This is a genomic window from Sulfitobacter sp. 1A12779, assembly GCF_043557315.1.
Classification (GTDB): Bacteria; Pseudomonadota; Alphaproteobacteria; order Rhodobacterales; family Rhodobacteraceae; genus Sulfitobacter; species Sulfitobacter faviae.
Map to the genome: position 1 here is coordinate 226351 of NZ_JBIFFU010000004.1, position 11716 is coordinate 238066.

At 63.6% G+C, this 11716-nt stretch carries 12 protein-coding genes; 11 read left to right on the forward strand and 1 reads right to left on the reverse strand.

Going from position 1 to position 11716, the window contains the following annotated elements; all coding sequences use genetic code 11:
• The 7 genes from ACGYLQ_RS07445 to ACGYLQ_RS07475 are packed head-to-tail and all read left to right on the forward strand — an operon-like array spanning position 1 to position 5459.
• Positions 1–762: a thiazole synthase gene (locus ACGYLQ_RS07445; protein WP_394441643.1), complete on the forward strand. Its 762-nt coding sequence runs from the start codon at positions 1–3 to the stop codon at positions 760–762.
• Positions 759–1355 (forward strand): thiamine phosphate synthase, encoded by a 597-nt coding sequence (locus ACGYLQ_RS07450; protein ID WP_394441645.1) that lies wholly within the window; start codon positions 759–761, stop codon positions 1353–1355. The genes ACGYLQ_RS07445 and ACGYLQ_RS07450 overlap by 4 nt, the downstream gene beginning before the upstream one ends.
• On the forward strand, positions 1352–2314 hold the full coding sequence (locus ACGYLQ_RS07455) for a ThiF family adenylyltransferase (protein WP_394441648.1): 963 nt from the start codon (positions 1352–1354) through the stop codon (positions 2312–2314). Before ACGYLQ_RS07450 ends, ACGYLQ_RS07455 begins: the two co-directional genes overlap by 4 nt.
• A gap of 37 nt (positions 2315–2351) precedes the next feature.
• A complete protein-coding gene (locus ACGYLQ_RS07460; protein ID WP_394441651.1) occupies positions 2352–3299 on the forward strand; it encodes an ABC transporter substrate-binding protein in 948 nt (315 codons plus the stop codon).
• A complete protein-coding gene (locus tag ACGYLQ_RS07465; protein ID WP_394441654.1) occupies positions 3296–3979 on the forward strand; it encodes a TenA family protein in 684 nt (227 codons plus the stop codon). The genes ACGYLQ_RS07460 and ACGYLQ_RS07465 overlap by 4 nt, the downstream gene beginning before the upstream one ends.
• The gene (locus ACGYLQ_RS07470) at positions 3976–4713 is read left to right on the forward strand and encodes an ABC transporter ATP-binding protein (protein ID WP_394441683.1); all 738 of its coding nucleotides are present in this window, start codon (positions 3976–3978) and stop codon (positions 4711–4713) included. The genes ACGYLQ_RS07465 and ACGYLQ_RS07470 overlap by 4 nt, the downstream gene beginning before the upstream one ends.
• Positions 4714–4745: 32 nt before the next feature.
• Positions 4746–5459: an ABC transporter permease gene (locus tag ACGYLQ_RS07475; protein ID WP_394441657.1), complete on the forward strand. Its 714-nt coding sequence runs from the start codon at positions 4746–4748 to the stop codon at positions 5457–5459.
• A 223-nt stretch (positions 5460–5682) separates the two neighbouring features.
• Here ACGYLQ_RS07475 and ACGYLQ_RS07480 read toward each other — a convergent pair whose 3' ends face one another.
• On the reverse strand, positions 5683–6030 hold the full coding sequence (locus tag ACGYLQ_RS07480) for a GNAT family N-acetyltransferase (protein ID WP_394408618.1): 348 nt from the start codon (positions 6028–6030) through the stop codon (positions 5683–5685).
• A gap of 555 nt (positions 6031–6585) precedes the next feature.
• Here ACGYLQ_RS07480 and hemN point away from each other — a divergent pair.
• The 4 genes from hemN to ACGYLQ_RS07500 all read left to right on the forward strand — a co-directional run bounded on the left by hemN (position 6586) and on the right by ACGYLQ_RS07500 (position 11632).
• Complete coding sequence (gene hemN / locus ACGYLQ_RS07485) at positions 6586–7941, forward strand: oxygen-independent coproporphyrinogen III oxidase (protein ID WP_394441660.1); 1356 nt, start codon at positions 6586–6588, stop codon at positions 7939–7941.
• Between the two features lie 159 nt (positions 7942–8100).
• On the forward strand, positions 8101–8445 hold the full coding sequence (locus ACGYLQ_RS07490; RefSeq protein ID WP_394441663.1) for a DUF3140 domain-containing protein: 345 nt from the start codon (positions 8101–8103) through the stop codon (positions 8443–8445).
• A gap of 354 nt (positions 8446–8799) precedes the next feature.
• A complete protein-coding gene (locus tag ACGYLQ_RS07495; RefSeq protein WP_394441665.1) occupies positions 8800–9753 on the forward strand; it encodes a TAXI family TRAP transporter solute-binding subunit in 954 nt (317 codons plus the stop codon).
• 61 nt (positions 9754–9814) lie between these two features.
• Positions 9815–11632, forward strand: coding sequence for a TRAP transporter permease (locus ACGYLQ_RS07500; RefSeq protein WP_394441668.1), 1818 nt, complete (start codon positions 9815–9817; stop codon positions 11630–11632).
• The last annotated feature ends 84 nt before the right edge of the window (positions 11633–11716 follow it).

An 11716-nucleotide genomic window follows, 5' to 3' on the forward strand; every position in this document is an offset into this window, starting at 1 on the left:
ATGCGCGATTTCTACGGCACCACCCTGCCCCTGCCGCTGATGCTGGGCACCGCGCGCTACCCCTCGCCCGCGGTGATGGAGGCCACCTTTCGCCAAAGCGCCGCGCCGGTCGCCACGGTTTCGCTGCGCCGCGAACAAGGCGCGGGACAGGCGTTTTGGGACATGGTGCGCGGCTTGGGCGTGCATCTGCTGCCCAACACCGCCGGCTGCCATTCGGCGCGCGAGGCGGTCACCACGGCGCAGATGGCGCGGGAATACTTCGGCACCAATTGGATCAAGCTCGAGGTCATCGGCCATGCCGACACCCTGCAACCTGACCCCTTCGGGCTGGTCGAGGCTGCCGAGGCGCTTTGCGCCGATGGGTTCGAGGTCTTCCCCTATACCACCGAGGATCAGGTACTGGCCGCGCGGCTGGTCGATGCAGGCTGCCGGGTGTTGATGCCTTGGGGCGCGCCCATCGGCTCCGGGCTGGGGCTGAACAACCTGCACGGGCTGCGCAGCCTGCGGGCGGCATTTCCCGATGTGGCCATGGTGATCGACGCGGGCCTCGGCCTGCCCAGCCATGCGGCACAGGCGTTGGAGATGGGGTTCGACGCGGTGCTCTTGAACACCGCTGTGGCCGAGGCAGAGGACCCCGCCGCCATGGCCGAAGCCTTTGCGCTGGCCTGTCGCGCGGGCACGCTTGCCGCCGCCTCCGGCCCCATGGGCCAGCGTGACATGGCCGTGCCATCTACCCCCGTGATCGGAAAGGCTTGGCTATGAGCTTGCCGCGTTTCTACCCCGTCTTCGATAGTGCCGCATGGGTCGCGCGGGCCGTGCCCTTGGGTGTGAAGCTGGTGCAACTGCGCATCAAGGACGCGCCCGAAGAGGTGCTGCGGGCCGAGATCACCACCGCGCTCGACCTCTGCCGCCAGCACGGCGCGCTGCTGGTGGTGAATGACCATTGGCAACTGGCGATTGAACTGGGGGCCGATTGGCTGCATCTGGGGCAAGAGGATTTGGACAGTGCCGACATCCCCGCGATCCGCGCCGCCGGGCTGAAACTGGGCCTGTCGACCCATGACCATGCCGAGCTTGACCGCGCGCTGGCCCTCGCGCCTGATTACATCGCCCTCGGCCCCGTCTATCCGACCATTCTGAAAAAGATGAAATGGACCGAACAGGGCCTCGACCGTTTGACGGAATGGAAGGCGCGGATCGGGGACATTCCGCTTTGCGCCATCGGCGGCATGTCTGTCGCCCGCGCGCCGGGGGCCTTTGCCGCCGGGGCCGATACGGTGGCGGCGGTCACGGATATCACGCTGAACGCAAACCCCGAAGCGCGGATGCGCGAATGGCTTGAGGTAACGGCATGAGCCGCTACGCCCGCCAGACCGTTCTGCCGCAGGTCGGTGCCGAGGGGCAAGCGCGGCTCACGGCGGCGCATGTGCTGGTCGTCGGGGCCGGTGCGCTGGCGGTGCCCGTGCTGCAATATCTCGTCGGGGCCGGTGTCGGGCAGATCACATTGGCCGACGGCGATCGGGTGGCCTTGAGCAATCTGCACCGCCAACCGCTCTACCGGATGGACGATATCGGCAGGCCCAAGGTCCGTGTCGCTGCCGAGGCGATGGCGGCGCTGAACCCCGAGGTGACGCTTGTACCGCGTGCCGAATGGCTCACCCCCGCCAATGCGCCCGCCCTGCTGGCGGACTGCGATATCGCGCTCGACTGCGCCGACACTTTCGCCGCCAGCCTGACCCTGTCGGACGAAACCCGCGCGCAGGGCAAACCGCTGGTTTCAGCCTCGGCCCTTGGGCTGTCGGGCTATGTCGGCGGTTTCTGCGGGAGTGCCCCCTCGCTCCGCGCTGTTTTCCCTGACCTGCCGCAGACCGCAGCGACCTGTGACACGGCGGGCGTCTTGGGGCCCGTGGTCGGAATGATCGGCGCGGCACAGGCGCAGATGGCGCTTTCGGCGCTGTTGGGCCTCGCGCCCTCTCCGCTGGGGCAACTCTTGATCTGGGACGCCGCGCAATGGCGCATGTCGGGCTTTCGTTTCGACAGCGCGCCCGAGCCTGAGCGCGCCGCGGGTTTCATCGCCGAAAGCCAGATCGCCCCGCGCGATATGGTCATCGACCTGCGCGCCGAAGCGCCCACGCCTTTCTCAGCCCAAGCGCGCCATGTCCCGCCCGAGGCGCTGCCGGACCTGCCACTGCCGCCCGAGACCCCCCGCATCGTGCTCGCCTGTCGCACCGGCCTGCGCGCGCATCACGCGGCCAACACCCTCCGCCCCCGCTGGCCGGGCGAGATCGCCCTGCTCGCCCTCCCCGGCGCCTGACCCTTTTCCCGCATAAACGATATACTGGAGACCCTTCGTGAAAAACATCCTCGCCCCCCTTGCCCTGACGCTGATCGCGGCCCCTGCCTTGGCCCAAGACAAGATGACCGTCATGCTCGACTGGTTCGTGAACCCCGATCACGGGCCGATCATTCTGGCGCAGGAAAAGGGCTATTTCACCGATGCGGGGCTAGAGGTCGAACTCGTCTCCCCCGCCGACCCGAATGAGCCGCCGCGCATGGTGGCGGCGGGCCGGGTCGATCTTGCGGTCTCCTATCAGCCGGAACTGCATCTCGCCCAGCGCGAGGGGTTGGACCTGCGCCGCGTGGGCACGCTGGTCGAAACCCCGCTCACCTGCCTCGTTGTCCGCGCCGATGGGCCGGTGCAGGAGATGGCGGACCTCAAGGGCCGAAAGGTGGGTTTCGCCGTGGCCGGGGTGCAAGAGATGCTGCTGGATGCGATGCTGAGCCACAACGGCGTAAAGCCTGCCGAGGTCGAGCAAATCAATATCGGCTGGTCGATCTCGCCCGCGCTAATGTCGGGCCAAGTCGACGGGGTGATCGGCGCGTTCCGCAATTTCGAGCTGAACCAGATGGCGATCGAAGGCCATGAGGGCCGTTGCTTTTACCCCGAAGCCGAGGGCGTGCCCGCTTATGACGAGTTGATCTATGTCGCCCATGCCGAAGAGATGGACCGCGAGATGATCGCCCGCTTCCTGCGTGCCACCGAACGGGCCACCGCCGATATCGTGAATGATCCGGCCGCCAGCGGAGAGGTCTTCTTTGCCTCCGACGCCGAGCTGCGCAACGAGTTGAACACCCGCGCATGGGAAGACACATGGCCGCGCTTCGCCACCCGCCCCGCCGCGGTGGACCACGGGCGCTATGACCGGTTCGAGACCTTCATGCAGGAAAGCGGCGTTGTGGAAACCGTGATCCCCGCCGCCGATCTGGTGGTCGACGTCACAGCGCAGGCGAAACCATGACGGCGCCCGATTACGGCAAGGCCTTCGCCGATTGGCGCGATGGTGCCGGAGAGACATGGCGGGCCTATACCCGCCATGACTTTGTCGAACGGTTGGGCAACGGCAGTCTGTCGCAGGCCAGTTATCTGCATTACCTGCGGCAGGACTATGTTTTCCTGATCCACTTCGCCCGCGCTTGGGCGCTTGCCGCGGCGAAGGCGGAAACCCTGGATGAAATGGCCGCCGCGAGCGCCACGGTCCATGCGCTCGTGCATGTGGAGATGCCCCTCCATGTGGAAACCTGCGCAGGCCATGGCATCGACCGCGCCACGCTTGAGGCCACGGCAGAGGCTCCCGGCAACCTCGCCTATACACGCTATGTTCTGGAAGCGGGCTATTCCGGGGATTTCCTTGACCTGATGGCCGCTCTCGCACCCTGCGTTCTGGGCTATGGTGAGATTGGGTTGGCCCTGCGGGGCAATGACGGCCCCTATGCCGATTGGTGCGCGGTTTATGGCGGTGAAGAGTATCAAGCACTGTGCCGCGATGTCGGCGCGCTGATCGACGGCGCGCTAGAGCGGCGTCTGGGTGCGGATTGGCAAACCCTGCCCCGAGCCAAGACCTTGCAAAAGCGTTTCAACACGGCCACGGCGCTTGAGGTTGGCTTTTGGGAGATGGCCCTGTCGCCCGCGGCAGCATGACCGCCCCTGCGGTGCATCTATCGGGCGCGCTCCACGGCGCTGCGGGCCTCTTGATCGACCATTTTGATCTTACCCTCAAGGCCGGGCAATGGAACGTCTTGCTCGGCCCCTCGGGTGTGGGGAAAACCTCGCTGCTGCGTCTGCTTGCGGGTCTGCCCACTGTGGCCCGGCTGGAGGGCCGTATTGCCGCCGATGACGACCGTCCCATCGCCCCCCGTGTTGCGATGATGGCGCAGGATGATCAACTGCTGCCTTGGGCGAATGCGGTTGAGAATGTCACCATCCCCGCCCGGCTGCGCGGAGAACGGGCGGACCCTGACCGCGCCGCAGCACTTTTGGCCGAGGTCGGGCTTCGTGCGGAGCTGCGCCGCAAACCTGCCGAGCTTTCCGCCGGTCAGCGCCAGCGCGTCACCCTCGCCCGCACGCTTTACGAAGACCGCCCCGTGGTCCTGCTGGACGAACCTTTTTCTGCCCTCGATGTGGTAACCCGCCTTAAAACGCAGGATCTAGCGGCGCGGCTGCTTTGCGGGCGAACCGTCGTGTTGATCACCCATGACCCGGCTGAGGCCCTAAGGCTCGCCGATTACGCTTGGATCGTGAGCCGCCATGGGGCCGCCCCCTGCCCCCTGCCCAAAACGCCGCCACCGCGCCGGATCGACGCCCCCGAGACCCTCGCCGCCCAAGCCGATCTGCTGCGCCGGATGGGGCTGGCCTCACCCGCGCAGGTCGCCTGATGGTTTCTACGTTGCATAAATTATGGCGTGGCATGGTCTGCTTCGCGCTCGCCGTCGCGATTTGGCAGCTTGTTGTCACCCTCAGTGGCGTGCCGCGTTTCATCCTGCCGGGACCTTGGCTTGTCTTGCAAGCACTGGGCGGGAATGCCGCGCTGCTCTGGCAAAATGCGCTGTGGTCGGCGGGCAATCTTGCGCTGGGCCTAAGCTTAGGCATTTTCCTCGGCATCGAGACGGCGCTGTTGCTGACCCTCTCGCGCCGCGCGCGCTGGCTGCTGCGCCCGATGCTGGTGGTGGCTCAGGCCGTGCCTGTCTTCGCCCTCGCACCGGTCATCACCCTTTGGCTCGGCTACGGGATGCCCTCCAAGATCGTAACCATCGCGCTGGTCACCTATTTTCCCATCGCCTCGGCCCTCTTCGACCGGCTGATGGCGCTGCCCCCGGGCCTGCACGATCTGGCGCATCTCTCGGGCGCCAACCGCTGGCGCGAAACACTGCTGCTGCGCCTGCCCCATGCCGTGCCGGGGCTGATCTCGGGCCTGCGTCTGGCGGTGGTCTATGGCCCCCTCGCGGTGCTGATCGGCGAATGGGTCGGCTCCTCCCGCGGGTTGGGGCATCTGATGCTGATGGCCAATGGCCGCGGCCAAACCGCGCTCATGTTCGCGGCCCTGATCGTGCTCGCGGCGCTGTCGCTGCTGCTTTGGTCCGCGGTCGAAGCGCTCGCCCGCTGGACGGCACGGCGGTTTTAGGTGCTTTGGAACCCCATGGATAGCGTGATGCTCGTATGCGGCACGGCATGGTGACCCGCGCCCCAGCATCCAAGGATATCCGGTCACAGCCAAAGTTATCGGCTATGTAAAATGGCTAATCGATGAAACCGACCCCGTCGGCCGGGGGTTCACCATCACCTAAAAGCAAAGACGTGGAAATTGGCCGCCGGAAGATTACGCATGCCCGCCTCGAATTTCTTGGTCAGTTCAACGACAGCTGCGCCACACATTCGCCCCCACGGCAACGTATCTCTCCCCCTTCTTCGATGCAGAGTTTTTTGATCGCGATATTGCTCCGTAAGAAGTTCACATCCACCGTCTCAATATTCCGCGCGCGCGCTTCGGCCAGACCGCGATGGAAGAGCCTCCGGCCATAGCCGCGCCCTTGATAGGCGTCTTCAACCGAAAGCCCGATCTCCGCATGGGTGCTGTCAATGCAATGAAGCTCCAGTATCGCACGCAAAGCATCATCGCATTCGACGCCGAGCGTCAGATCGGGGTTGGAGCCCCGAACCACGCGCAGCAAGGCATCATCGTTAAGTTGGCCCATGAACCTGAGCTCTCGCGAAGCGGGGCTAAGTCTTTGGTAATGTTCGCATAGGCTCTGCTTTAGAAGCGGGAGGGGAACGGAAAGAGGTTCTGGAACGGCGGTGTGCATGATGTCTCCAATCTCAAGTCCAAGATGGGAAGCCGACCCGCCCGGAGTAGATATCGAACAGGGCAGGAGAAATGCGCTGCTTGCATAGGTTGCCGGCACCTTTGCTATTCCAGCCTGTGGCGCGCGCCGCGAGAATAGCGCGCTGCTGCCCTCGTCATCCTGTTGCCCTTCTTGCAGTTCCGGGAAACCGCAGGCGCGGCGTGCGTCAATCCCGCGACGGCCTATACCGCCCCTTCCACGGCTGCTCTCAACCGACGCGCTGCCCCGGCGGGGGGGCGGCACCCCAGACGGCGATCCCGCGGTAGAAGATCGGTGTCAGAAAGAGCGTGAAAACCGTAGCAAAGCCCTAGCGGCCGACGATCCCCCAACCGACGGCAATGCGCAATTTTTGCGTCCGAATTGATCCAGCGCAAAGACCGCAGAACGGCGGCCCCCTAAACCTATGCCATGGAACAGATACAGATGCTCGAGGCTCTCGGCCTCTTCGACGCGCGCGTGCCGCGCTACACCTCCTATCCCACCGCGGCGGCTTTCACCCCCGCGGTCGGCGCCGCGTTTCAGCGCTCAGCGCTTGGCACGTTGGACCCCGGCGCGCCGGTCTCGGTCTATGTTCACATCCCCTTTTGCGAGCGCCTGTGCTATTTCTGCGCCTGCCACACGCAGGGCACCAAGACGCTCAGCCCTGTCGAGCGCTATATCGAGGCTCTTGAGGCCGAGCTTGAGCTTCTGCGCGCCGCGATGCCTGCGGGCATGCGGATGGGGCGGATGCATTGGGGTGGCGGGACACCGACCATCCTACCGCCCGCCCTCATCGACCGCCTGAACCGCGCCCTTCATCAGCTCTTCATCCCGACCGAGGGTTTCGAGTTCTCCGTCGAGATCGACCCCACCCAGATCGACCCCGCCAAAATCGCCGCCCTGCGCGCCGCGGGCCTCACACGGGCCTCTATCGGCATTCAGGATTTCAACCCTGAGGTGCAACAGGCCATCGGGCGCCTCCAGTCCTTCGAGGTCACGCGCCGCTGTGTCGATCAGTTGCGCGCCGAGGGGGTCACCTCGCTGAATACTGACTTGGTTTACGGCCTGCCTCATCAGACCATGACGCGGCTGGAGGATACGATCGACAAGACCCTGTCACTCGCCCCGGACCGCGTGGCGCTTTTCGGCTATGCGCATGTGCCATGGGTCGCGAAACGGCAGAAACTCATCCGCGAGGCGACACTGCCAGACGCGGTCGCACGCTATCACTTCGCCGAGAAGGCCGCGGCACGCTTCGCCGCTTCGGGCATGGAGGCAATCGGCATCGATCATTTCGCCACGCCGCAGGATGGGCTGACCCAAGCAAAGAACAACCGCCGCCTGCGCCGGAATTTCCAAGGCTACACCGATGACAATTGCCAAACCCTGATCGGCCTCGGCGCCTCGTCAATCTCGCGTTTTCCGGGTGGCTACATACAGAACGCCCCCGCGACGGCGGCCTACACCGCGCGTATCGCGGCTGGCGACCTGCCCGGAACGCGCGGCTACGCCTTGGAGGATACGGACCGCCTGACCGCGCGGGCGATCGAATGTCTGATGTGCGACTTCACTCTTGATCTGAACGCCCTGGCAGAAACCTTCGGCACGCGGACCTTCGATCTCGCGCCCGAGTTAAAGGCCATGGCAACCCGCTACACGCCATTCGTGCGCTTTTCCGGAACGCGCCTCGACATCCTGCCCGAAGGTCGCGCCCTGACCCGCATGATCGCATCACTGCTAGACCGAGAGGTGCCGCAGGGCATGCGCTATTCGCAAGCTTCTTGAGCTATGACCGGCTCGCCCGAGGCGCGGGCCGTTCGGACACTGACCAGATAACGGCAGACAGATCGGCGTGCGCCTCACCGACCGTGGCAGACCGCTGTGACCCTTGGGAACAAAGCGCGCGCGGGCCGGTTTCTTCCCAGTAATGGATTGGGAAAGAAAATGTCTTCATCGAAATCAAAGGACGAAATCTGGGACGAGTGGCGCGATCTGGTCAACATGGCACCGGCGGAGCTAGAGGACTGGCTGGAGACCGAAGAGTCCAAGTCCGTGGGCGACAGCGGAAGCGGTGAAAGCACCGGGTACAAGTCCGGCCGCCGGATCGTCAAGATCAAACGCACCAACAAGGACGACCTGACCGACGATCAGTGGGATCATATGGCGACCGTCGTTGGCTATATCAAACGGCATCTCTCCCAAGGCGGGCCGAAGGATGACGTTAAAGACTCGAAATGGCGCTATTCGCTGATGAATTGGGGCCATGATCCTCTAAAGGGCGATAGCTGACGAACTGCGCCTTGCCCGAGTGATATGGGTATGGACCTTTGATCGGGCTTCGACCTTGGCGGAGGCGCGCAGACAGTTGCGCTTCTTCGCATCTCAAGCGTCGATATCTTTCGCCCTCTATGGCCTGCGATCCGCGCATCGCAGAACTGGTTGCGGGGCGCAGCGAACCTGCCGCGTCTGCCCTCTTCGCCCCCGCGAGGCCGAAACGGCCCGCCGTATTGGTCCACGAGCCCTCCAAACAGCGAAACCCCATTCTCGACAATGTCGTTGTGTGCTGCCACAAAGTCACCCAAAGGCAGTCCCGCACATGTTTGCCGGGAGAACGTTCGCCTTGCGCTTGGAGGAGAAAAAACCATGAATGCGTTGAGACAAACTATTTGCGCGGCATTGGCCCTGGGGCTTGTGGGGGGCGCCGCAAGCGCCGAGACCCGTGTGACCTATAAGTCGGCCAAATCGGGCTCGTCCTACTATCAAATGGGCGTGGAGCTTGCCGAAGCCATGAAAGCGGGCAGCGGCGGAGACATCTCGGTTACCGTGGAAGAGAGCCAAGGGTCGGTTCAAAACGTCATGGAAGTCCGCGCGCGCGGGGCCGACTATGTCTTTACCACCCCGCCCTCCCTCGTTGGTCTGGCCCAAAACGGCAAGGCTATGTTTGAAGGCAAGACCGCACCTGCTTTTGATGAGATTCGCGCGCTCTTCCCGATCCCATCACTGACCATGCATTTCGTGATGTCTCAGGACAGCGGCGCCACCGCGCTCGCGGATCTGGAAGGCAAGAGCATCCTGTTGGGCAAAGGGTCTTTCGGCGCGACCGAAGGCGCGAAGTATTTGGGTATGTTCGGGCTGGCAGACAGTGTCGAGATCGCGGATGCGGAATTGAGCAACGCCGTGGCCGCTTTGAAAAACGGGCAGATTGACGGCTTTGTCACTGCGGGTTCATTCCCGGCGCCAAATGTCGTCGAAGCCGCCGCTTCCACCCCCGTGACCGTGGTCCCGTTGTCGGACGAGCAGATCACCCAATCCAAACGGACCCGCATTGTCATTCCGGCGGGCACCTATGCGGGCCAAGAGCAGGATGTGACCACAACGTCCCTGCCCGTCGTCGCCTTCACGACAACCAAGATGGACGATGAAACGGCCTATCAGCTGACCAAGACCTATTGGGAAAACAAGGCCAAGATGGCCGATACATCGCCTTGGTGGGGCAATGTCACACCTGAGTTGATGGCCAATATCACCACTGAACTGCATCCCGGCGCGCTGCGCTATTACGAAGAAGCCGGGATCGCGACAGAAACCTCGCAATAACAAGACGCGCGGCGCGGGTTTTCCGCGCCGCGCTTGCCCAGCCAAAGCCGGACCCCCATAGATGACAAATCTCCCCGAAAGCCGATTGGCGGCGAGTTTCTGGATCGCGCTGGCCATCGCGCTGGTTGGCTATCACTTGGCTCTGGTGTTTTCGGGTCTGGTGCCGAACCTGATCAGCAGGCCGCTGCATATGGCCTTCATCCTGCCCTTTGCCTTGGTCTTTGACGCGCAGACCCCGCTGCGGCGGATCACTGGCAGCATCTTGGCCGCATTGGGCATCGCCGCAGCGCTTTGGGTGGCCTTCAACAGCGACGCGCTTGGCGATCAATACGGCTTCATCGAAAGCAACTTCCAGCTCGCCGTGGCGGTGACCCTGCTCTTGGTGGTGCTGGAAACGGCGCGGCGCGTGATCGGTTGGCCCTTGCCACTGGTCGCGGCACTCGCCCTGCTCTATGGCCTGTTCGGGCAGCATATTCCTGGCGAGTTCGGCCATTCCGGCACGCCGATAGAAAGCTATTTCGGAACACTCACCATCGCCGAGGGCGGCATCTGGGGAACGCTCACCGGTGTCTCCGTTTCTGTCGTGGCGATCTTTGTCATCTTCGGCGCAGTTCTGAACGCTGGCGAAGCGGGCCAAGGCTTCATGAATGTCGCCGCCGCCGCGGCGGGGCGGCTGAAAGGCGGCGCGGCGAAGGTGTCTGTTTTGTCGTCGGCGCTCTTTGGGTCGATCTCCGGCTCGGCCTCCGCAAATGTCGCTTCCACCGGCGCGATCACCCTGCCTGCGATGACCAAACTCGGCTATCCCAAACGCCTCGCCGCCGCGGTCGAGGCCGTGGCCTCCTCAGGGGGGCAAATCATGCCGCCCCTGATGGGCGCAGGCGCTTTCGTTATGGTCGAGCTGACCGGTGTGCCCTACACGGGCATCATGGCTGCCGCCGCGCTTCCGGCGGTGCTTTATTTTGTGGCGGTCTGGGTTGGCATCAACGCCTATGCGCAGCGCTTCGCCCTCAAAGGGATCGCAGAAGCGGATCGCCCTGCATTGCGCGATGTGGTTGTCACATCGCTCTTCTTTCTCGTCCCCTTCTCGGTCCTGCTATGGGGGATGTTCGTCGCGCAGTTCACGCCTGAATATGCAGCGGCTATGGCGATCCTCGCAGCGGCGCTGCTCTTGTTCTTCAACGTACAGCTCACTTTCGAGCCGCGCCAGATCGCCACGCGAATGGCAAGTGCAGTTCTCAATGCCGCGCGGCAGGTTGCCCTGATCGCCTCCATCATTCTTTGCGCCTCAATCATCATCGGTGTGCTGTCGATCACCGGGCTTGGCGTGAAAATCACCTCTCTCATTCTGGCGGGGTCTGGGGGGCTTCTTTGGCCGTCCCTGCTGCTCACGGCGCTTGCCTGCCTCATCCTGGGCATGGAAGTGCCTACCACGGCGGCCTATGTGATCTGCGTCTCCGTCGCCGGGCCTGCGCTCATCGAACTGGGTCTTTCGCCACTTCAAGCGCATCTCTTTGTCTTTTGGTTCGCGCTTCTCTCGACAATCACGCCCCCGGTCTGCGGCGCTGTTTTTATTGCCGCGGGGATGATTGGCGAGAATTGGTTGAAGGTCGCTCTGACAGCGATGGCGCTTGGCATTGGGCTTTACATCATCCCGCTCGGTATGGTCGCGAACCCGGATATGCTGAGCCTTTCGGACACGCCATTGGCAGCTCTCTTGGCGGCTGGTCGTGTCGCATTGGGGCTGACCCTGCTTTCATACGGTTTGATCGGCGCACGACGCCCCTTACCAACGCTCGCGCTTTGCGCAGGTGGGCTGGCTGTTGTGTTTTCCGGCCTGTGGATTTGTGAGCTACCCCCGGAAATTCGGACACTGACATAAGCTACGATTTGCAGTCTGCTGATCTTCGACGAGAAGGAGATCAGAGATGTCAAAACGGAAACAGCACGCGCCTGAGTTCAAGGC

Excerpts from the sequence above, each read along its gene's own strand:
- ACGYLQ_RS07445 (WP_394441643.1), top strand. The coding sequence starts at position 1 with ATGCGCGATTTCTACGGCACCACCCTGCCCCTGCCGCTGATGCTGGGC.
- ACGYLQ_RS07450 (WP_394441645.1), top strand. The coding sequence starts at position 759 with ATGAGCTTGCCGCGTTTCTACCCCGTCTTCGATAGTGCCGCATGGGTC.
- ACGYLQ_RS07455 (WP_394441648.1), top strand. The coding sequence starts at position 1,352 with ATGAGCCGCTACGCCCGCCAGACCGTTCTGCCGCAGGTCGGTGCCGAG.
- ACGYLQ_RS07465 (WP_394441654.1), top strand. The coding sequence starts at position 3,296 with ATGACGGCGCCCGATTACGGCAAGGCCTTCGCCGATTGGCGCGATGGT.
- ACGYLQ_RS07470 (WP_394441683.1), top strand. The coding sequence starts at position 3,976 with ATGACCGCCCCTGCGGTGCATCTATCGGGCGCGCTCCACGGCGCTGCG.
- ACGYLQ_RS07475 (WP_394441657.1), top strand. The coding sequence starts at position 4,746 with ATGGTCTGCTTCGCGCTCGCCGTCGCGATTTGGCAGCTTGTTGTCACC.
- ACGYLQ_RS07480 (WP_394408618.1), bottom strand. The coding sequence starts at position 6,030 with ATGGGCCAACTTAACGATGATGCCTTGCTGCGCGTGGTTCGGGGCTCC.
- hemN (WP_394441660.1), top strand. The coding sequence starts at position 6,586 with ATGGAACAGATACAGATGCTCGAGGCTCTCGGCCTCTTCGACGCGCGC.
- ACGYLQ_RS07490 (WP_394441663.1), top strand. The coding sequence starts at position 8,101 with ATGTCTTCATCGAAATCAAAGGACGAAATCTGGGACGAGTGGCGCGAT.
- ACGYLQ_RS07495 (WP_394441665.1), top strand. The coding sequence starts at position 8,800 with ATGAATGCGTTGAGACAAACTATTTGCGCGGCATTGGCCCTGGGGCTT.
- ACGYLQ_RS07500 (WP_394441668.1), top strand. The coding sequence starts at position 9,815 with ATGACAAATCTCCCCGAAAGCCGATTGGCGGCGAGTTTCTGGATCGCG.